General features: G+C 48.7%; 16 protein-coding genes. 14 read left to right on the top strand and 2 right to left on the bottom strand.

The features are described 5' to 3' along the window. The first annotated feature begins 72 nt into the window (after positions 1 to 72). The 3 genes from ACINK7_RS17470 (at position 73) to ACINK7_RS17460 (ending at position 3,377) form a co-directional block, all read left to right on the top strand. The gene (locus ACINK7_RS17470) at positions 73 to 1,395 is read left to right on the top strand and encodes a histidine kinase (protein ID WP_404357220.1); all 1,323 of its coding nucleotides are present in this window, start codon (positions 73 to 75) and stop codon (positions 1,393 to 1,395) included. Continuing rightward, a complete protein-coding gene (locus ACINK7_RS17465; protein ID WP_404357218.1) occupies positions 1,392 to 2,048 on the top strand; it encodes a response regulator in 657 nt (218 codons plus the stop codon). Before ACINK7_RS17470 ends, ACINK7_RS17465 begins: the two co-directional genes overlap by 4 nt. A gap of 207 nt (positions 2,049 to 2,255) precedes the next feature. Continuing rightward, positions 2,256 to 3,377, top strand: coding sequence for an endonuclease/exonuclease/phosphatase family protein (locus ACINK7_RS17460; protein WP_404357216.1), 1,122 nt, complete (start codon positions 2,256 to 2,258; stop codon positions 3,375 to 3,377). Between the two features lie 36 nt (positions 3,378 to 3,413). Here ACINK7_RS17460 and ACINK7_RS17455 read toward each other — a convergent pair whose 3' ends face one another. Then, positions 3,414 to 4,697, bottom strand: a complete 1,284-nt coding sequence (locus tag ACINK7_RS17455; protein ID WP_404357215.1) for an ISKra4 family transposase — start codon at positions 4,695 to 4,697, stop codon at positions 3,414 to 3,416. Positions 4,698 to 5,311: 614 nt separating this feature from the next. On the opposite strand from ACINK7_RS17455, the gene ACINK7_RS17450 reads away from it, so the two are divergent. The 6 genes from ACINK7_RS17450 to ACINK7_RS17425 all read left to right on the top strand — a co-directional run bounded on the left by ACINK7_RS17450 (position 5,312) and on the right by ACINK7_RS17425 (position 12,366). Next, on the top strand, positions 5,312 to 6,166 hold the full coding sequence (locus ACINK7_RS17450) for a DUF932 domain-containing protein (protein ID WP_404357213.1): 855 nt from the start codon (positions 5,312 to 5,314) through the stop codon (positions 6,164 to 6,166). 86 nt (positions 6,167 to 6,252) lie between these two features. Continuing rightward, entirely contained in the window at positions 6,253 to 6,738 is a 486-nt protein-coding gene (locus ACINK7_RS17445; protein ID WP_404357211.1) for a hypothetical protein, read from the top strand. Positions 6,739 to 6,845: 107 nt separating this feature from the next. Further along, a complete protein-coding gene (locus ACINK7_RS17440; RefSeq protein ID WP_404357209.1) occupies positions 6,846 to 8,465 on the top strand; it encodes an ATP-binding protein in 1,620 nt (539 codons plus the stop codon). Between the two features lie 425 nt (positions 8,466 to 8,890). Next, a complete protein-coding gene (locus tag ACINK7_RS17435) occupies positions 8,891 to 9,292 on the top strand; it encodes a DUF6876 family protein (protein ID WP_404357207.1) in 402 nt (133 codons plus the stop codon). Between the two features lie 977 nt (positions 9,293 to 10,269). Next, positions 10,270 to 11,133: a tyrosine-type recombinase/integrase gene (locus ACINK7_RS17430; RefSeq protein ID WP_404357205.1), complete on the top strand. Its 864-nt coding sequence runs from the start codon at positions 10,270 to 10,272 to the stop codon at positions 11,131 to 11,133. A 21-nt stretch (positions 11,134 to 11,154) separates the two neighbouring features. Next, a complete protein-coding gene (locus tag ACINK7_RS17425) occupies positions 11,155 to 12,366 on the top strand; it encodes an IS91 family transposase (RefSeq protein ID WP_404357203.1) in 1,212 nt (403 codons plus the stop codon). Positions 12,367 to 12,940: 574 nt separating this feature from the next. Here the strand turns inward: ACINK7_RS17425 and ACINK7_RS17420 are convergent. Then, positions 12,941 to 13,423 carry a cupin domain-containing protein gene (locus ACINK7_RS17420; protein WP_404357201.1) on the bottom strand — a complete coding sequence of 161 codons (483 nt, stop codon included), beginning with the start codon at positions 13,421 to 13,423 and terminating at the stop codon, positions 12,941 to 12,943. Between the two features lie 684 nt (positions 13,424 to 14,107). Here ACINK7_RS17420 and ACINK7_RS17415 point away from each other — a divergent pair. The 5 genes from ACINK7_RS17415 to ACINK7_RS17395 all read left to right on the top strand — a co-directional run bounded on the left by ACINK7_RS17415 (position 14,108) and on the right by ACINK7_RS17395 (position 20,765). After that, entirely contained in the window at positions 14,108 to 14,575 is a 468-nt protein-coding gene (locus tag ACINK7_RS17415; RefSeq protein ID WP_404357199.1) for a hypothetical protein, read from the top strand. Between the two features lie 717 nt (positions 14,576 to 15,292). Beyond that, positions 15,293 to 17,629: a class I SAM-dependent DNA methyltransferase gene (locus tag ACINK7_RS17410; RefSeq protein ID WP_404357197.1), complete on the top strand. Its 2,337-nt coding sequence runs from the start codon at positions 15,293 to 15,295 to the stop codon at positions 17,627 to 17,629. Continuing rightward, positions 17,630 to 18,367 carry a hypothetical protein gene (locus ACINK7_RS17405; RefSeq protein WP_404357195.1) on the top strand — a complete coding sequence of 246 codons (738 nt, stop codon included), beginning with the start codon at positions 17,630 to 17,632 and terminating at the stop codon, positions 18,365 to 18,367. Between the two features lie 519 nt (positions 18,368 to 18,886). Then, entirely contained in the window at positions 18,887 to 20,173 is a 1,287-nt protein-coding gene (locus tag ACINK7_RS17400; RefSeq protein WP_404357193.1) for a hypothetical protein, read from the top strand. 103 nt (positions 20,174 to 20,276) lie between these two features. After that, positions 20,277 to 20,765 (top strand): DUF2199 domain-containing protein, encoded by a 489-nt coding sequence (locus ACINK7_RS17395; RefSeq protein WP_404357192.1) that lies wholly within the window; start codon positions 20,277 to 20,279, stop codon positions 20,763 to 20,765. Positions 20,766 to 20,952 lie beyond the last annotated feature (187 nt).

Raw genomic sequence — 20,952 nt, 5'->3', positions numbered from 1 at the left:
AATCAGTGTTCAACTTGAATCAGAATGGGTGTTCAGATTGCTCCAGAATGGGTGTTCAGGTTGGGCCAGAATATGCATTTAGCATGCTTGCTGGTAATCGCAGCTTTCGTGCTCTATCAAAGCCATCGCGTTGCCGAACAAACCACCGGGCAAATGGCCGAGTCGCTAGGCAAGCAATTGGAGTCACAATTGTTGTTGATCGATGCCGGGCTGGGTCGAACCAATCCTTTTCCGGATTTTGGGCCCTGGAAACATTCCGGAAACCAGCCTGGTATCTGCCTGAGTTATACCCCTGCCGATGGCTCATTGCCTCGTAGTCTTTGTAACGGAAGCAAGCTAAGCCGGGCGGAATGGCCAACTCTCTTTGAAACAGGCTATCGGCGGATTTTTAATCCCGGCTTGCCGGCGATAAGGCCGATTGCGCTAAACGGCAGGCTCTACGGTACCCTATCAATCACGCCTAGCGCAGAACTCGAAATTGCCGAGGCTTGGAATAAGATGCTGAGCTTGATGGCCTTATCCAGCGTTACGGTCCTTGCCGTCTGCCTGCTGGTGTATTGGAATATCAGCCGCGTCTTAAAACCGGCAAAAACCATCGTCGCAGGCATCAAAGAGATGGAATCCGGGCATCTTGATTGCCGCTTGCCTGCGTTTGAGTTAAATGAATGGCAGCGTATTGCTGCGGCTATCAACCAACTGGCGAACAGTCAGCAACAATTGCTGGACGAGCGCCAAAAGCTAGTGTTGAAGTTAATCAACATACAGGAAGATGAGCGTCGCTATTTGGCAAGGGAGCTACATGATGAATTCGGCCAATGTCTGGCGGCCATCAATGCTGTCGCTGCTTCAATCAAACAAACTGCGTTACAACAATGCCCGGCGCTTGTCGCCGAAACCGATCACATTAGTCGAATTACTGCCCACATGTTGGTGAACGTACACGGCTTGCTGGGGCGTTTGCGTCCGGCCGAATTTGAGGAATTAGGATTAGCTGTCAGCCTTAATAGTCTGGTTGCCGGCTGGAATGCGCGTAGTGGCGACAAGACTCGATTTCAATTAGACATAAGCGGCGATTGCTCATCGTTGATGGAAGTTCCAGCCATGACCTTATTTCGGATAATCCAGGAATGTCTGACCAATATCGCTAAACATGCTACTGCATCCCATGTCAATATTAGTCTGATCATCGGTTTAGAGTCTGCAATTTTGACGGTCGCGGATAATGGCATAGCCAAGCGGTTGCCGTTTGCCGATACCACCGGTATCGGCTTATTAGGTATCCGTGAACGCGTCACTGCCTTACAGGGACGATTGCAATTGGCCATTGCCAACCCACACGGTTTGGTTGTTGAGGTTTGCTTACCGATAGCGGCCAATATCGAGCAGACGGCATGATCAGCATTTTATTGGTTGACGATCACGCCATTGTCCGTGAAGGCTACCGAGCATTGTTGAGCAAACAGCCCTGTATGCGTGTGGTTGCCGAAGCTGGCGACGGTACACAAGGGTACCAATTGTTTAAGGAATACGAACCTGATCTGGTGATTACCGATATTTCGCTGCCGAGTAGCAGCGGATTGGAGTTGATTGCCAAGATCAAACAGCGTCGAGCTGACGCCAGAATACTGGTCTTCAGCATGCACCGAAACCCTGCCTTTGCCGAGCAAGTCGTGCATGCTGGAGCCTTGGGCTATGTAAGCAAAAGCAGCGAACCTGAGGTGTTATTGCGTGCCATTTATGATGTATATTCAGGACACCATGTATTAAGTCCTGACATCGCTCAAATACTGGCACTGGAAAAACTGGGCAGCGAACGCATTGCTCTACAAACCTTGACAGTACGCGAGTTTGAAATTTTGCGTTTACTAATGGAAGGGCAAAGCCACGATGACATTGCTCGTGTACTGAACATCAGCGCCAAAACTGTCGGCAATTGCCATTATTTGATCAAAAGTAAGCTCGGCGTTGCCAGCGATATTGAATTGACAAAACTGGCCATTAAATTCAACGTACTTGATCCATTGGAGTTATCTCGAAATGTCGGTTAAGCGAATTACAGCAGACACAGCCTCTAAAAAATCGACCGTCGCTTATGGGTCGTATAGCGGTCACGGCAAGTAAACAGCTTTGTATCACCGCAGGCTTTCAATGCTGAAAAATTCAAAAGCTAACCGTTGAACAACATGAGGCTTTTATGGCGATGCCATCTCACATGTAACGGATGATTAGGCAATAAAAAAGCAGAGGATCCAAAAATGCAAAACCGCTACAAAGTCACCACCTGGAATATCGAATGGCTGGGTAACTTGTTGCGCGATGTCGATGACGACCGAAAGTCGGACAATCAACGCGCGCGGCTGCAGCAACGGTTATTGGCGATTTACGACGCTATTGCCGAGATTGCGCCCGATGTGCTGTGTATCACCGAAGGACCGGCCGGCGATACGGCCATCGACCGATTCGTCGACGGCTTGCCGGGTTATAGAGCAGTCAAACGTCCGGTCGGTGAGCCTTATCATCAGCGCGGCCAGCAATGGATTTGGTTTTTGGTCAAAGACTCTTTGGCGGCATCGGCTTCGCTGCTGCCGATCACGGTCTGGCGTGATTACACGGAACAAGCTTCGCCGGAAGCCGAACACCAGGCCAATTGGCCGGTACATCGTTGGGGCAGCATCGATACCACGACCCATAATCATTTCCGGCACCCGCAGGTATTGACCGTAACCCTGGGCGACGCGAAAGTCGAAATGATCGGCGGCCATTTCAAGAGCAAATTGACCACGGTCGGTAACTACCACAGCGAAGACGCCGAAACGCGCCGAAAATACATCGAGGCAACCTTGGAAAACCGGATCAAACTGGCGACCGAAGCGCAGAACGTGCGGTATTACCTCGATCACCGGTTTCGACAGGAAGTCAATCCGGCGATTATGCTCATGGGTGATTTCAACGACGGCCCCGGCAAAGAACTGTTCGAACGGCAATTTTTGTTTTTCGATCTGCTCGACAATCTTCAAGGCGACGTCTTCGCAGCCGAGAAATACCTGAATCATGCGCTGTTCGATTATCCGTCCGAGCTTAGATGGTCGGTACGGTTCAACGACCGGATCGAACCGAATCGCGATCCGCACATCCTATTGGACCACATTCTGTTTACGCAAGCCTTCGTCAAAAACCGCCTGCCGCTCTGCGTCGAAGCCCACGCCGGTAAAATCGAACACGAGTGCTTCGATCGAATCACAGCGCAACTTCCTTCCGGCCTGCGCTTGAGCGATCACAAACCGGTGACCTGCCTGATAACCCAGGCCGCAAACAGTCGAAGCCTGGATGAAACCTCAGTCGTTTCAACTGCTAATGACAGACGAAGCCGGCCATAGGCCCTACAGGGGGGTGTTGATTTTGAATAATGTGAATTATACGCACACATGGGAACCATATTGATCAATCTTATCCCAAAACTGTTGCCATCTTCCTTTAGACTGAACCAATGCACGTAAAGATAAAATCACTTTAGCCCCTTGGTTTTTCCAGCGCATACCTGAACCACAAAGCCGTTGCTTCACCAGCGTCTTGCAAGCAGCTTCGGTGACGCCTGAGTCAATAGGTAAGTTTTTTTCTGTATGCATTGCATAATCCATCATCTGGTTATGGTTTTTAAAATAGGTTAGCGCGGCCTCCAAATTCTCTTTGACTGTTTTTGTCAGGCTGGTTTTTTGGGCCAATTTTTCCATTTCACTGATCAGTGTTTCGACTGCACCGGGTTCACGTTTTAGCTGTTTACAGCGTTCATCTAGCCAAATTATGCGCTTGGGTTTGTCCGTTTTTCCTGGATAGGCAGCATAAGCGACGTTTGCCAGATACTCAGTGACGTGGAAAAAGTCCAGTAATTGACGACTGGTATGTTGCTCTAAAAACGACCAATTATTTTTTGCACCATCGGCAATACCTAAATAGAGGGCATCGGGATAGTGTTTTTTGACGGTAACAATTTCTTTTTCCAAACGCTGAAAAAATGTGCCTTTCCCATATTCGGGGGCTTCACCGATATAGATGGTATGCTGACGTTTGCCGGTCACATCATAAAGCGAAATATTGCCCACCATCGCTTCCCGGTAACCGTCCTCACGTATCAATACATAAGCGCCATCAAGACTGACGACAATGGTCGTTATCGCTTCATCCAAGGGCGGAATGTCATATTCCCAAAGCTCTTCTTTGGCCTCCGCAATGCCACCCACCCAATCGCTCACATCCTGCAAATAAGAATGCGCTATTTTTCGATGATGATTGTCTTCTAAATCCAAACAGACCGCCGGTGCATTCATGTTGGCATATTTATGCGACAGTTGTTGGGCAAATTTTGGCGTTGCACCCCGGATAATCCGTGCTTTGTGCTCCAGAGGGCAATAAATTCTGCCGCCTTTTGAGGTTTGATAAACATAGCGCCCCAGCTGCACACTGCCGTATGGCGTTTGATAGGTTTTGTTGTCCTTGTCTCGAGCTGTCATTTTAGTATCACCCAATTTTATTGGCCCCCCATCCGTATCAAATATTTTCAACGCTTCTGTGGTTGCCAAACAGCCTATTTCATTACAGCCATCCAATATCGTATTTTCCATCTCCATTAAACTGCCGGTCAGTTTTATAGTGACTTGAACCGTCAGATCGTTACCGTTACGCGCTATAATTTCAGCCATTGGTTTTCCTTGCTCTATTTAAAAATCACAACCTTACCTTAGAATGTAACATTATTCAAAATCAACACCCCGACAGGGGCAATTGACTGTTCGGCACACAGTCCGGGTTAAGTCGGCAGTCGGTTGAGCCTAAGGTCCGGAAAGATAGCCAAGGAACGAAGCGAAACCAAAAACCATAGCCGTTTCATTTAGGGTTTTTTCTTGCGCCTTTGTCTTCCCGTGTCAGAATCGCACAAAAGTTAAACGGCAGTCTCAATGTCACGTTAACCGGGTTGTCATTTTTACCCCTGCCTCCAAAACAAATTTCGACTTGGCTTCTTACTTGAAGAAAATGAGGGCTTGAGAGAGATTTTATAAATATCTCGCTAATCCCTCTTTTTCCCGAAGGCTTTGTTCAGGTATCCGTTGTTCATAGGTGTCGCTGTGTTTTATGACGTGATCACTGCGTTTCAGTGATAACCTTTGACCGCCGCGAGTCTGCTTTGCCGGCGGCCGGTTCCTGCGGGAATCGTGCAGACGCCTTAGTCATTAGTCATCAACCCAACCGGGGAAACCAATTCCCCGGTGGAATACGTGTTTCCCTGGTTTTTTACTCATTAATCAGGAGAAACACCATGTCAACCTTAAGTTCACGTTTCAATTCCCGCTCATCTGTGATCCGAGCCGATTATCCGTTAACGGACGACGCATTACGGTCGTCCGTGCCTTCGATCTTTGCCGATACCGCGCATGATTCGCGTTCGGATCGGTATGCGTATATCCCGACGATCCAAGTCTTGGCAGCCTTGAGAAAGGAAGGCTTTCAACCGTTCATGGCCTGCCAGGCACGGGTGCGCGACGATTCCCGCGAAGGCTTCGCCAAGCACATGCTGCGCTTGCGTCATGCCAGTCAAATCGAAGGGCAGGGCGAGACCAATGAAATCATCCTGCTCAATTCGCATGACGGATCGTCCAGTTATCAAATGCTCGCCGGCTGTTACCGGTTCGTTTGCCAAAACGGCATGGTCTGTGGTGACACCTTTCAGGACGTTCGCGTTCAACATCGCGGCGATGTCGTCGGTAACGTCATCGAAGGCGCTTACGAGGTGCTGAACAACTTCGAGCGGATTTCCGAATCCCGAGAAGAGATGGCTGCGATCGACTTGACGTCCGACGAGCAACGCGCCTTCGCCAAGGCCTCGTTGCCATTACGCTTCCAGGAAGGAGCGGATAAACCGGAGCCGGGTCAGGTATTGCAACGCCGGCGTAATGCCGATTTCAATGACGATCTCTGGACGACGTTTAACGTGATTCAGGAACATCTGATCAGAGGCGGAATTCCGGTCAGACGAACGAATGCCAAGGGGCAACGGAAAGTGGTCAACACTCGCCGCATTAACGGGATCGACGGCAATGTTCAACTCAACCAAGCGTTATGGACATTGGCCGAAGCAATGAAGGCCATTAAAACGCATCGGGCGGCCGCCTGATTGAGTCTGTTATCTTTCAACCCGACGGGGGAACCAATTCCCCGGCGGGATGCGTGTTTCCCCGATCTTTTTAGCGGAGAAACACGATGACCCATCAAATTCAAACTGAGTCGAACGAATCCCTTCCATTTTTGGTGTGGGATACCTGCGATATCGCCATACAACAAGCAAAATTCCTGGTTGAAAACGGCGAGGCCGATGATGAGGACGACGCTTTTCGTATGGCCTGCGAAGATCAGGATTTACTGGGCTTCGAGTGGGAGTCGTTGACCGACTGCCTGACCGAAACCTTGCAAGCAATCAATCCGGACGGCCATTGGCATGCCGACATCGAAAACTTCGGCTGGCGAAATCTGAACGGTTACGCGGACTTCGAGGCCGAAGACGGTAAAACGTTTTTGGCGAACATTCTGCCGAAAACCGATTGCACGTTTAAAGTCTTTCTGGAGCAGGGCCTCATCAAGATTCAGAATTTTCATCACGATTCGCCGACCGGCAACGAATGGTACACCGTTCAACCGGCCAAAGCGCTTGACGACGAATTCGAAGCTGATTTTGACGAAGTAGCGTAACGACGCCTTTTGAAAAACCCAACCGTTATTAACCCACTGGGGAAACTGATTCCCTGGTGGGATGCGTGTTTCTCCTGTTTTTTATATTCATCTACTGGAGCAATACCATGACACACGAACAAGAAGTCGCGATGAAAGTGAATCCACAAAAATGGGTCGAAAGCTTGAAGTACAGTTTCACCAACAAAACGACCGTCCTGAGTGAATTGATGCAGAACGCCAGGCGGGCCGGCGCCTCGGCTGTGAGATTCAATTACACGACAGATTCCGCCACGGAGTCCAACACGCTGGTGGTATCGGACGACGGCTGCGGCATCGAGTCTATGCAAACACTGCTCTCTGTTGCGGAGTCAGGATGGAAGACGGATCTTGTTAACCAGGAGCATCCGTTCGGGATCGGATTCTTATCCGCTTTGTTCGCCTGTCGCCATATCTTAGTGACAAGCAATGGCAAAGAAATCTCAGCGAATACGCAGGATATTCTGGCATTCAAGACGATACCGGTGACTTCCTGCGAATGGAAAGGCACCACCGATATCGTGCTGACCGGTATGGAACTGGATGAAGAAACTATTCTCAACACCTTGAGGAACTTGGCCAGAGGCTTTCCGATTCCGGTCTATTTCAACGGAGAATGTCTGGAGCGGCCGGCGGCCGAAGATTCCGATTATTTGGTTTTTATCGATACGGAAATCGGCAAGGTGTATTTACACGGATTGGTTAATCCGATCGTCAGAAATTCCAGCTATGAAGTTTATCTTCAGGGCTTGCCGATATACCGCACACCCAGTTTTTATTCGGATCGACATCATGTCATTCATCTGAATTCATCGTGTTTCGACGCCAGATTGCCGGATCGTGACAAGTTGATCGACGAGGAGGGCGCAATAGGGCGGATCACGGAGGTGTTGAGACAAGCAATTGAAATGCGCTTGCGCTCGATGAAGATGACGCTGGCAGCCGAAGAATTCGCCATGTTTTATCAAATAATGCGGGACTGGCAGTTACTCCATCTACTCAACGACGTTCCGGTCGTGCCTTGGCAAGTGTTGCAAGAAATCGTGAGTTATCCGGTGTGTAGCTGCCAGTATGGTGATTTTTCGGAATATCCGCGCAAACCGGTAACGCGTGATGAGATCGAGGCGCGAGGGATTGTGATGATCGATGACGTGATCGAGCAGGATGGTGCAGGGCGTTATCTGTTTGCATGGAAAAAAGGGTATCTTGTCTATGACAGGAGATACCTCGATAGCGGCCATTGGCTACACGATTTGATTGATGATCTTCAAACCCAGGAACTGCGGATCGAGCCGGTCAACGTGACCGATCGATACGTTTTCGAGGGTGACCTGACTTCGATCAATATACGGTTTTGCGATTGCTACCGAATTCACCTGGGCGACGACGTGATTGAAATTCACGATGACGCCGTTTACCTGGGGAGCGATAACGACTGCGAAGCGATCATACCGAAGCAGGATGTTTCCGGGTTCGTGTTGAAACAGGTCGGACGATACGAAAACGAATATGATGACTTTCAAAAGGCTTTACACGAAGCCGATGTCGAAGCGTTATCGCGGTTTTGTATCGCTAACACGACGACCGAACCGTCGGATGCGGTGGCCTCGTTATTGCCGGATTTTTCCGGCTGTCCGCTGTTGTACGGAAAGTCGTTTCGGATCCGTCTCGACCCGACAGGTAAAGTCGTTAAAGTGGAAGCCGCTTAACCGATAGTATTTCACCCACCCAGTCGGGAAACATCATCCCGGTTGGGGCTTGTTTTCCCGCCGCTTTTTCATAACAGTAACGATCGTGTCGACAATGACGACCTGTACAAGTTAAGACAGGCGAAACTTGATAACGACAACAAGTAATCGCTTCTGATATTTGCCCCTACTCAGGGGGCTTTTTCGAGTGCCGGTCTGGCCGGTATTGGAAAAAGCATCTGACTTGGCGAGGCTGACGACCTTTACCGTGGTCACTGCGTTTCAGTGACAGCCTTTAGCCGCCGCGAGTCTGCCATGCCGGCGACCGGTTCCTGCGGGAATCGTGCGGACGTTTATATCAACCCAATCGGGGAATTTATTCCCCGCGTTGCGGCGGTCTGAATTCTCCGGTTTCTTTAATCCAACTGGAGAAAAATATGAAAACCATGAACACACAGACCGCAAATAACACACGTCTTGATACCAGTGAATTTGCCTCAGCGCTGGCTAATTTTACCGGCACCGAGCAATGGTATCGCCATCCGTTGAACAAGCGGATGATCTACACGGACGGCGTCCAGTTTTTCGCTGAAAACGGCGCTTACTGGTTTCTGGACAAAATGGCGCTGGAAGCCTGTCCGGAACTGGACAAATGCAAGGCGTATTTTGGATCGGTGGTGATGAAAGTAGCCGATGACCAAACAGCCGTTATCACGGTCACGGACGGCAACGACGGTCTGATTGCGACCTATACTATCGATTTCACCGATACGCAGGTTGGAGACTGGCGGTTTTACTTGATCGAGGATGGCGATCATCGCGTGATGCTGTTACCCAGCGAATATTAGGGGTTAGGCAGATGATAAATTTGGCCGCTCATCAAATCGATTACGAATAATACTATAAAGCATTCGTTATCTTGGATCCAAGGATGAGATCAAGAATAAGGCAGAAAGTCTGGACAGAGAAAACGAAAATACCGGAATCAATTTGGTATTTTATCTGACTATTTGCGAGAGGGTCTTCGCTGAGCCAAACAGATCGAAGTCGTAGGTTTGTTCTAATTAGAGAGAAACACTGACTCTTTTCGATGCGGTGTTTCTCTAATTTTCTACCTCCAAATGTTTCGGGGTAATGGGGTTTAGGGTGGAATTGACTGGCAACGGTCAAAACCGGCCATTGAGGATACTGGCGAAATTTTCCATCTCTAAGTTTGGCGAATGGCAGCTTATCGGCAAGCAACCTTTTGACCTCTTTGGCTCTACCCGGCCATTATGTGAAGTTTCCTTTTATGCATAGTAATTTGGCTCCGATTGTTTTATAGCTTGCAATCAGTGGATTTAGCAAGGCACCTCGTCCGTAAGGCTGGACATAAATTCCGCAGTCATCTGGAATGGAAATTCCTTAGCCTATTTCTGGAGACTGTTATGAACTCGTTTAATCACCTTTTTTGCTACCAAGTACTGGTCCAGCGGGCACCATTACTCCTTGAATAAGCCGAATTGACGCTATAAAAATGGCGATTAGATGATTTTCGATATTAATACATGTCGGAAATGAGCTTCAGATACTTTGCTGCCAATCTTGAAATCATGGAAATTATGTAAAGCTCGTGGCGTGATATAGGCTTCCAAGCCTGATTGCATCTCGCTCGCGACAACAGCGCTATACATAAACGGAAACTTCACATAATGGATGTTGAACTAAACCGCTATCGCGGTGGCAGTCCACCTCAGCGTTGCGGTTAAGACTCTGTTGGACTAACTTAAAACAACGGTTACCTTGAAAATCAGGGAATGTTCCCTGTTTTTCCGAGGAGATCGTCATGAACCCGCTACGCCAACAAATGCACGACGCCATGCTCGTGCGCGGTTTGGCCGAACGTACCCGGCAAACCTACATCGAAAACGTTGCCAGATTGGCAATTTTCTACCACCAAAACCCCGCAGACCTGACTCCGGAACAGGTAGAGGCCTGGCTACTGCATCTGGTCCGCGACCGCAAGCTGTCCTACAGCACCCTTAATCAGGCTGCCGCAGCCTGCCGCTTTTTCTATGGCACCGTCTTGAAGCGGGAACACGCGGTATTTCCGGTGCCTATGGCTCAAACGCCACAGCGGCAGCCTGAACTATTGGCACGCGCCGAACTGGCGGCCCTGTTCGCCGGTGCCGCTTCTCTCCAGTCCAGAGTCATGCTACAGACCGCTTATGCGACAGGTTTGCGAGTCTCGGAAGTCTGCGCCTTGCGAATCGCTGACATCGATAGCCATCCGGATCGGATGTGCTTGCGGGTTCGTCAGGGCAAGGGCGGGAAAGATCGCTATACGCTGTTGCCGCCCACCTTGCTGAACGCCTTACGTCGGTATTGGTGCGACTCGCATCCCAAGGAATGGTTGTTTCCAAGCCGTTACGGTTCCGGTCCGATAACCGTTGCCGGCGTTCAATACCATTATCACCAGGCGCGAAGCGCGGCGCTGATTACCAAGTCCGGCGGAATCCATACGCTTAGGCACTGTTTCGGCACTCATTTGCTGGAAGCCGGTGTCGATCTGGTCACGCTCCAGAAATTGCTCGGTCATAATCACCTGTCCACCACCAGTCGCTATCTGCATCTGGTCTCCACACAATGGCAGCCTCCCGCCACGACAAATCCCCTTGATCTGCTCGCGGCCTTGCCCAAGCCGCATTAAGCCAGGTACAGGGCACGCACTATGTCCGCCACCCTTTCGACTAAGCTCAGGACAGGCTTGGCGGAGGTATTCCAAACGTTCGGGGCCGAGTATCTCGATGCCCACGGCTTGACTGCGCCGCAAGCCAAGGTGATTAGAGCAGTGCTTGACTGCCGTACCGCGGCCCTGGGCGGCCATTGTCTGGAGTGCGATACGTGCGGGCATCGCGACTATGTCTATCACTCCTGTCGCAATCGTCACTGTCCCAACTGCCAGACGCGTGCTAAGGAGGAGTGGTCCCGGCAGCGCATGACCGAACTGCTGCCGGTTCCTTATGCCCATCTGGTTTTCACCCTGCCGCATGACCTCAATTCGCTGGCGGCGGTCCACGACCGTTGGGTGTACGACACCCTGATGGCGTGCGTGTCGGCAACCCTGTCCGAGTTTGCCCGCAATCCGCGCTGGCTAGGCGCAGAACCGGCATTTACCCTGGTCTTACATACCTGGACTCAGGATTTGCGCCGCCATCTCCATGTCCATGTGCTCATCGCCTGCGGCGGACTCGATGCGCAGGGCAACTGGGTTGAGCCGAAACGCAACCCGCGTTTTCTGTTTCCGATTCGTGGGTTGTCACGGGTCTTCCGGGCCAAGTTCCTGGATGCCGCTCGTCATGATGGCAAGCTAACGCTCGATCCGGCGGCCACTGCCGAGGCTTGGGCCGAACGGCGCCGCCGCTTGCTTCGCTACGATTGGGTGGTCTACGCCAAGGCGCCGTTTGGCGGTGCCGCCCAAGTGCTCGACTACCTGTCCCGCTATACCCATCGCACCGCTGTTTCCAACGAGCGCATCGTCGCGATCCGGAAGGGCGATGTGCTCCTGCGCGTGCGCGCCGACGACTCCGGAGGAAAACGGGTGATCCGGATTCCCGGAGCGGTATTCATCGGCCGTTTCTTACAGCATGTATTGCCGCCGGGTTTCAAGCGGATTCGCCACTATGGCTTGTTGTCTCCCGCTCACAAACGCGAACGACTGGCCCAAGCCCGGCAAGCGCTCCAAGTCCCTGCGCCTGCGCCGTTGGCGCTTGAAGCTGCGGAAGCGTTCATGCAGCGAGTGGCGCAACAGGATATCTCGCGGTGTCCTTGCTGTGAGCAGGGTACCTTGCGGCTCGTAGCGGAGCTTCCGCCGGATCGATCTGTCGTCGTGCGTCCGCATCCTGCGTTGCTGCCGCGTCCTACTTCCCGGGGGCCACCGTAATGACTACGAGAGCTTTCGTATTTTCAAAAAAATGGCGTTTACTTGCCAGGGATTCGTTCAGCCTGAACGCTGCCAATTCAGTTCCAAGGACTCGCATTCGACAGATCGGCTTAATGTTTGGTCCGCTTTCGAACGTTCATCCGCTTCAGTTTGCCTATAAAGTCAGGCCTACACTGAGGGTAAACTCGCTCCAGCTCTTGACATTGCGCAGGAGCCAAACTATTAATCCCCAAACCCGGAGCTCAGCGAAGGCGGTTTAGTCCAACAAGGTTTATCTGTCGCGATTTAGCTCATCGCTTTGATCTGATTTGGATGGCGCGACAGATAAACGCTATTCGTTATGCAAAGCTTTGCATAACATCCATATAGAGACAGTCATAGGTTTCGTACAGGTGGCTGATAGTCTTTGTAAAGCTGTCATTCAGAGACCCCCCTAGCCACGAACCTAAACCGACAATAAAGGAAGGTTCAACGCAAAGCTCAGTTGCCGCGCGCGATAGCGCCTGTCAACTGGAGCGTTGAGTTAGGCTTGATTGTAAATTTTGGGGTTTGCAAATACACTTTAATCTACGCGCTATTTCTTCTTACGTGGATCATCGGTAGGATTCGTATAAGTAATGTCCCACGGCCCCGTGGCGATTAGTTCGACGATGGTTTCTTCATCGGTTGTCCAGACATAATGGGTGTGGCCTGCGGGTAACACAAAACTAGAACCTGTTTTAAGCATCTCGCCCTTCTTCGTGTCGAATGTTTCACCTAGACCATTGCCTAGTTTGCCGCGCAGGACCGTGATTACTTCTGTAAAGGGGTGTATGTGTGGTGGAATCGGATAATTGGACGGAAATTTCAGCCAAGCGATAAAAACGCCTGCTTTATTTGGGTCACCAACTAGAACTACACTTTGGGCACCTTTAGGGAGTATCGGTTCATCCTTCCACTTAACCGTATCCGGCGTAAACGATTCCATCGTAACAGCACGCATCCGATCAATTTTATCCTGGGCTAATGCGGAACCTACGAAAGAAATAATAATTACGGCTACCAAAAAAATTCTCATCTGCTCTCTCTTTAATTATTACAGTATGGTGTGCATAACTTTAGCGGATTCACCATTTTGCGTGTTGCACTATTCACAAACTAAACCATAACTATCACACTCATGCAAGCAAATCGAACCGGCTATTTTCACACTGAACGCCTAACGGGTCAGATAAGGAGCGCCCAAGCGCCTGCTTGATCTGATTGATGGCGTTACGTTTGATACCGTATGTCGTTTTGACATGCTCAAGCTATTGTCCCGACCGGGCTAACATAACGATTTTCCTGCTTTATTGTCAAGAATGCTGCTTCAACGCTAGATGTTCTAAGCGGTATAACCTATATTTCATTCATGATAAACCGGTCAGGATAATTCTAAAGCCTCGCTCTGAATGACCGCAATTACCAACTCAAGCGACAGTCAAACATCTAAATTAAGAGACCGGTTTGAGTCGGTTGAACTCAGTGACGAACGGCCGCTTTCAGGTCTCGAAATTCAATGACAGCTTTCCGGCGATGAATCTGAAGAGCAGACGGTCGCCGAGCGACCCTGAGCGGACACTCGCAGAAAGCAATAGGAAAAGCTAATTGGTCTGTCCGCCAATACAATAATTGAGCTCCTGTTCTTGATAACTCAGTTTTTCATTTGAAAGGCTCGGAAATTGGTCTAAAATTCATTTATTTCTCGTTGTAGACAACGCAAATGACTGAGGTTCAAGCTATACAATTTACGCAAGATCAAGCAAGAACCATCACAGGTATTTCTTCGGAAACCTTGCGGCATTGGCGTAAAAACATTCCATATCTGGCGGAAAAATCTGGAAAGGCTGCCCGATTTAGCTTTTCTGATTTGATTTGCCTCGCATCGACCGCCCAAGCTATCGAAGACTTTGGAGCCTCAATCAGCAACATCGGCCCGGTAATTGACGCCCTTTTCCGAAAGCTGGCCGAGTCGCGTCCGGCCATGCTGCAAAATCAAGCGATTATCCTGAGAGGGGCAAACGCCGGCATTTGCCATGTCGATGAGATAGGCAAGCTTGATTTTTCCGCTCCCGTGATTGTGATTCCCTTGGCCCAATTAACGGAATCCATGCGGCAATGCCTGTTACCTGAACTATCCGGCCAACAGCAACTGGAAATACCGTTTACCTTGCAAAGCGTGCGAGGCTGACGCCATGGAGTTCCGAAAGTAATGAAGATGGATTGGATTGATGAGCTAAGGAATTTCGGCGCAAGAAGCGAAGACGTTGTCGTGTTGGAAGGCAACGAAAGTCCTTCGATATTACCCTATCTCGACCTAGTGGAAGGGGGCTCAAAACGACCGTTATTGATGCCCGAAGCCGTGGTGGAAGTCCAGCATCAGCCTCTGTTGTACCTATATTCCGAAGCGCATTTCAGCGTTGAGCAGCAACTCAATAATCGCCTGTCGCAAATAAAGCGGCTGATGGCAATGCGGGGGGATACCGCGTTAATCGGTATCCTACGACATGGTATTTTGGAGTTACATTCAACGGGATTGACTTCAAAAAAGGATAACCAGTCAGTCGATGTAAAAAAAGATGCTGATGGCGCTTGGTTAATTCCTCGGCTTGCCCAAGGGAACTCTCCTGTACCTTTCGGCGAAAAACTCATTGAAACTGAATTATTCAGGTTGCTTGAAGAGTCGGCTAAAGTTTTACGGGAAGCCGGTTTACCTGTGGCGGAAATAGTCTCTTTAACCGGGCGTGCAGTGTTTCTGCGGTTTTTATTGGATCGAGAAATCTTGCCCCGCAACCAACCGGTTCCGTTTCTTGCTTCGGGTAATTGTTCGCCGGATAATGCCTTTGAAAATCCACAAAACGCAGCGGCAACGTGTCTTTGGTTGGATCAAACCTTTAACGGCGATTTGTTGCCGTTACCTGATAAGGACTTAAACGCTTATTTTGATAGCCTGCTGCAAGGCAAGAACGGCAAGCATATTTTTAAGGCCCTGCAAGCCATTCTGCATTTTGATGATCCTCTGGGTGATGGCGTCTATCAAGGCCGGTTTGATTGGGGCGATTTGCATCTTGCCCATGTGCCGGTTGGCTTACTGAGTCAAGTCTACGAGCGCTATATGGAAATGTTCTACCCCAAAGAACGCAAAGCCACGAGCGCGTATTACACCCCGAGGCATATCGCGGAAATCATGGTCGATGAGGCATTTTGCGGTATAGACCAACCGCATCAGGCCAAAGTACTTGACCCGGCAGCGGGCGCTGGCGTTTTTTTAGTCGCGGCTTTTCATAAACTAGTCGAAGCTCGCTGGCGTCACGATGGCAAACGCCCTGATCGCGCTGGATTACGGGAAATTCTTAATCGGCAAATACGCGGTTTCGATGTCAATTGTCATGCACTAAAACTAGCCGCGCTGTCGCTTTATTTGACTCGCCTGGAACTCGATCCAGAACCGTCACCCATGGAGGCGCTAAGTTTTGAATCTTTACAAGGCAAGGTGCTATTCAACTGGTCTAATGTAGATCATTCGGAACAAGATTTGCTGAATCCGGTAGCAGGAAGTTTGGGCGATCAAGTTGGCTCTGAGCATAACGGGGCTTATGACATCGTGATCGGCAATCCGCCGTGGAGCGCTCACGACAAAGGCCACAAGGATTTAAAAAAGGTTTATACCGAGGTATCGCGCAGGGTCGCCATCGCTCGACAAATACCGAATGCTGAAAAATACACTAATCCTGGTGATGTACCCGACTTGCCGTTTCTGTGGCGGGCAATGGAATGGGCAAAACCTGGAGGTCGTATTGCCCTTGCTCTACATGGCAGGTGGTTGTTCAAGCAATCGAAACAGGGAATACAATCGCGAAACTCTATATTAGAAGCACTACACATAACCGGCATACTCAATGGCGCAGCCCTCAGAAATACGGAGGTTTGGCCTCGGGTAACGGCTCCGTTTTGTCTAGTGTTCGCTGAAAATTGTTTACCAAATTCAAATGCAGGATTTTTCTTCGTATCGCCGCAGCTCGATCCTACATTGAACAAAGAAGGTCGATTGCGCATCGATGCCCAAGCTGCTGAACCAGTGTCAAATCGAGGCGTCATTGATAAACCGTGGTTACTTAAATCGTTGTTTCGTGGAAATCGGTTGAGCAGTGGCATTATTGAAAAAATTGTGAATCAAAAACTGCCATCTATTAAAGATTATTGGAAAGAAAATGGGCTGGCAATGGGGGTGGGATATCGATCAACAACATCGGGAAAACTAGACGCCACATTCTTGAATGGTCGAGTTGTTGTTACGGCAGAATATAATGAACATCCTTTTTTTGTTATGCCTGATACGCTAAATCTATTTGAAATCGATAAAGTACATCGTCGTACAGATATCGGAATCTACCGACAGCCAGTGATCTTGATTCGTCATGGGTTTAGATATGACCGTAATCGCGGCCGATCACTTCTCGTTAAAGACTTGGAAGAGATTGCATATACTGAGTCTTATTTTGGCTTTAGTTGTTTTGGAAGCCCAAATGCCGAGTTACTTGCCAAATATATTCTGATTCTATTTCACAGCAAGCTGTTTTCATTCTATCAGTTGGCCACAAGCAGTATATTTGGTATTGAGCGAGATGCATCGCTTACTGAGGACTATAAGAGAATTCCATTCTTACCAGTTGATCGCCTACGGCCAGATCAACTGGTAAGAATGGAAAATCTAGCCGACCTGATGATAACCAATCCTTCGTCACCTCCTTGGGAGGAAATCGACGAATTGATTGCAGAAATTTATGGTTTAAACCCGTGGGATTGCCAAGTTATAGACGACTCGTTAACTATGGATTTACCGGATGGTGCCGAAGAATCGAAGCAGGCTGCAAGCTCCTGTACTCTCCAGCAAAAAGATATATTTAAATATACTTTGCATGCATCCATGGAACCGTTTTTCAGCGTTACAGGACGTGAGCTGAGTATTTCGCTTTTCAACAACGGCAAAACCAAGCCGTGGGTCTTTATTGATATAGACGCGTCCGGCCAATTGCAGCGAGTTTCGAAAAATTTATCGCCAAATATATTAGCCAAAGCCGATGACCTAATGGTTAGCCGCATTATCCAAACTTGGGAAAACCACCCAGGTTGCCTGCGTGTCGGTATTCTCGATCAGGCACGCTATTGGACTGCAACCCAGGCCAGACTGTTAGCCGCCGATTTATTGCGTAATTACGGCCATCAACTCGAACAAGGAAGTTAAATGCGAGGATTGTTTTCAGGCAGTGTGTGGCTTGGCAATGCCCAATTACCTCACCCACTCATCATGGAAGGGGCATTAAGAATCATTGAAAACGCGATAAGGGAAGCATGGACGCAAATTAATGAAACTATCGATTTAAACGGCATGAAGGCAGAAGATGCCTACGAAGATCAACTTACCGAGGTGTTATGCAAATGTCTCGAAGGTATTCGCTTGCAAAATTCATCTGGATTTTGTCCTGATCAATTCGAATCGGTGCAAAGAGAAAGTAATTGGCGAGATTTTCAAAACTCCAGCATAGATAAGCAACCTGATATGGTTTTCAAATTTTATGGAAAACGACCGGGTGTAGAAATCGACAGCGCTTACTATGATGGATTGTTCGTTGAATGCAAACCTATTGATTCTAAGCACCCAATCCAAGGACATTATCTCGACAAAGGCTTGTCACGTTTTGTCGACGGAACCTATGCGTGGGCAATGCAGGACGCCATGATGCTAGGTTACACGGATGACACCACAAATCTAAACGGCAAACTAATACCTGCTCTGTCGAAATTATCGGCGCAAGAATCCCTAAAAATGAGCGATTCGCCGTCACCTTGCATAGGCGATACAGCTATTTCTGATAGATGTGAAACTCACCATATGCGAGATTGGGAATACCAACACAACAGAGAAAAATCTGGCCTAATTCGAATAAGGCATTTATGGCTTGAGTTTGAAAGAACACCTTAAAAATATTTGTCTTTGTTGTTGGTGCCTATCTCGAATGCAATCATTTTGCGTTCAAGTGTACGAGTAATTCGATGCCTTTGACTGACCGCTTTTGGCCGACTGCCGGAGACCACGAAAGGCTGCTTCGTAGAAGCGAAATTCGAAAAACCATGTTTGGGCATGCGACCGCTTTGGAGAAAATCGTATGACGGGTTTGGGTCGGTTGAACTCGTTGACGAATGGCCGCTTTCAGGAATCGGAATTCAATGACAGCTTTCCAGCGATGAATTTGAAGAGCGGACAGTCGCCAGGCGACCCGTTGCGGTCTATCACCTAATCTGATTCAATGGCAGCGATTAGGTCATTAGCCGACATAACACAGTCACCGATGATATACAGAAAGGAAAATCCCATGCCAATCAAACAATTATTGTGTAGAAGTATACTAATGAGTGGATATACTGTTAACAGCTTAATAACTTGTTAGAGCCAAGAAATGTTCTTTTCTCTGGCCAAGTAATCCAAATGTGAAGGGGCTTGATGAGTACGACCACCCCACCTCCATGGCTAAAGGCAATGGAAAATGGCGCAATAGGTGAAGCGAGGGCCAAGGCTTTCCTCTTGGATCGCTTTTGGGTTTTGGAACGATCTGTAGATATTGATGGGGCAGACTTCATTATTCAACGTCGCTTGACCGGGCGTAATATTCTTGATAAGCGCGCACCGCGCCTTGGCGTGGTTCAGGTTAAATTTTATGGAACCCCAAAAACGACGCATTATGTCCATAAAGACTACGTCGTAGGAGGGGATGGAAAGCCAAGGGCGGAGTTTTTCCTTCTTTGCTTTTCCGGTAATGAAGAAAATCCGATGGCCTATATTTTGACAGCTCAGGATGTTTCAGAGTCGTTTCATTTAGTCGAATCAGATGGAAACTATAAGTACAGAATTCCGCATTCAGCAATCGCTTCAACATTAAAGCACAAGATTTCCAGTAACAAGCGGGTCCTTGATAGGATGGAAGCGGCCCTTGAGCAGGCAGATTTTGATCAAAACAGGAGTTTTTTATCGTGGGCCCTGCCCTCGGCAAGAGGTGCGTTTGATTCGATTCTCCCTCTGTACAAGGAGCCAATAAATAATTGGTGGGGAGATATCCCTGTAGGCTTTAGGGATTTGAAGAAGCGGGCTTACGAAGCTGCTATTGCAGTAGAAGAAATTCACGAGAAGCTCATTCAACTGGCGGAAGAAAAAGATCCTTTGCAAGCTGAGCGTATTGTTGATGACATTGCGTTTGAGTGCCGTGATGGTCTCGGAAACTGGAGTGTGTCACTACCGCGGGATCTTTATGATGAGGACTTTTTTAATGCATGCCGTATCCACCGACAAATGGTCGATACACTTCGTTCAGATGGATTGCTTGATCAATTCATTGAATTCAAAAATACTCTAAAATGTAAGTTCCTCGAATTCATCGCGGACAAGCTGCCGATTGACAAGAATGAGGTTTGCGTAATCGATATCTGCTATTCGCTCCCCTCGTTTCATGTGCGAGACATAAAGCTAAGGATGGAGAGTGTTAGTGACTATTTTAACATAAAAGCCGATTTAAATGAGTTTGGCCACGTTGAGGTTCCTAAAAATGAGTATGCAAAAGTGGTCTCAATAGATGCAGAAAGCATATCGCTCTACATCGTTGCTGGAAGGTACGGACTTCGCGACGTAGAGAAGATTGGCCTCTATGAGGCGTATAGACGCGCAGAATTCTCTTTGTACACAGATTGCATGGATGGCCTATACGCCCTGAAGTATGGGGATCCGTATGGGCAGTGAACAGGTCGCTCTAACGAGTATTTGAACCCGACAAATTATTCCGGGCTACGCCCTCCATAATTCGCGGGTTAACTAGGCGTTATATTGCAATAGGAAATAAGTAGTGACATACACATGCGCTTGTTGCGACGAAGTCCATGATGATTTGCCTGATCTCTCTTTTGATCGTCCTAGTTATGCGGCTGATGTGCCAGATGATGAATTTGAGGCAAGAGTTAAGCTAAATGAAGATTTATGTGTTGTTGATGATGAATTCTATTTTATTCGAGGCGTATTAAAGATCCCAATTCATGAGAATGAACAAGATTTAGGTTTTGGGGTGTGGGTGTCTCAGAAAAAAGAAAATTTTGAAACAAATCTCGAGAATTATGATACGCCTGATATAGGCCCTTTTTTTGGTTGGCTATCAAATGAATTTAAATTTAAAGGTGAGCCGACTCTGAGCTTGAAAACTATGGCTCACTTCCAAGGATATGGACAAAGACCACTAATCGAGCTGGATGAATCGGATCATCCCCTATCGGTTGCCCAGAGAAATGGGATTAGTTTAGATGAAGCATGGAAAATCGTGCATGAGTACCTTGGGCGATAAGCCATATAACAAATCAAGCCAGCCGACGCCAAAAAGCGGCGCGGCTGCTTTCTAACGATGGCTCCGCTTCGCGGAGCCATCGGGTCAGATAAGGAGCTTGAGCATGTCAAAACGACATACAGTATCAAACGTAACGCCATCAATCAGATCAAGCAGGCGCTTAGGCGCTCCTTATCTGACCCGTTAG

The sequence above is a fragment of the Methylotuvimicrobium sp. KM1 genome, from assembly GCF_044788715.1.
GTDB lineage: Bacteria > Pseudomonadota > Gammaproteobacteria > Methylococcales > Methylomonadaceae > Methylotuvimicrobium.
The sequence above is the reverse complement of the archived record's forward strand: the minus strand, read 5'-3'. Positions and strand labels throughout refer to the sequence as shown.

Excerpts from the sequence above, each read along its gene's own strand:
- ACINK7_RS17435 (WP_404357207.1), top strand. The coding sequence starts at position 8,891 with ATGAACACACAGACCGCAAATAACACACGTCTTGATACCAGTGAATTT.
- ACINK7_RS17420 (WP_404357201.1), bottom strand. The coding sequence starts at position 13,423 with ATGAGAATTTTTTTGGTAGCCGTAATTATTATTTCTTTCGTAGGTTCC.
- ACINK7_RS17460 (WP_404357216.1), top strand. The coding sequence starts at position 2,256 with ATGCAAAACCGCTACAAAGTCACCACCTGGAATATCGAATGGCTGGGT.
- ACINK7_RS17450 (WP_404357213.1), top strand. The coding sequence starts at position 5,312 with ATGTCAACCTTAAGTTCACGTTTCAATTCCCGCTCATCTGTGATCCGA.
- ACINK7_RS17465 (WP_404357218.1), top strand. The coding sequence starts at position 1,392 with ATGATCAGCATTTTATTGGTTGACGATCACGCCATTGTCCGTGAAGGC.
- ACINK7_RS17415 (WP_404357199.1), top strand. The coding sequence starts at position 14,108 with ATGACTGAGGTTCAAGCTATACAATTTACGCAAGATCAAGCAAGAACC.
- ACINK7_RS17425 (WP_404357203.1), top strand. The coding sequence starts at position 11,155 with ATGTCCGCCACCCTTTCGACTAAGCTCAGGACAGGCTTGGCGGAGGTA.
- ACINK7_RS17400 (WP_404357193.1), top strand. The coding sequence starts at position 18,887 with ATGAGTACGACCACCCCACCTCCATGGCTAAAGGCAATGGAAAATGGC.
- ACINK7_RS17405 (WP_404357195.1), top strand. The coding sequence starts at position 17,630 with ATGCGAGGATTGTTTTCAGGCAGTGTGTGGCTTGGCAATGCCCAATTA.
- ACINK7_RS17445 (WP_404357211.1), top strand. The coding sequence starts at position 6,253 with ATGACCCATCAAATTCAAACTGAGTCGAACGAATCCCTTCCATTTTTG.
- ACINK7_RS17430 (WP_404357205.1), top strand. The coding sequence starts at position 10,270 with ATGAACCCGCTACGCCAACAAATGCACGACGCCATGCTCGTGCGCGGT.
- ACINK7_RS17470 (WP_404357220.1), top strand. The coding sequence starts at position 73 with ATGCATTTAGCATGCTTGCTGGTAATCGCAGCTTTCGTGCTCTATCAA.
- ACINK7_RS17455 (WP_404357215.1), bottom strand. The coding sequence starts at position 4,697 with ATGGCTGAAATTATAGCGCGTAACGGTAACGATCTGACGGTTCAAGTC.
- ACINK7_RS17440 (WP_404357209.1), top strand. The coding sequence starts at position 6,846 with ATGACACACGAACAAGAAGTCGCGATGAAAGTGAATCCACAAAAATGG.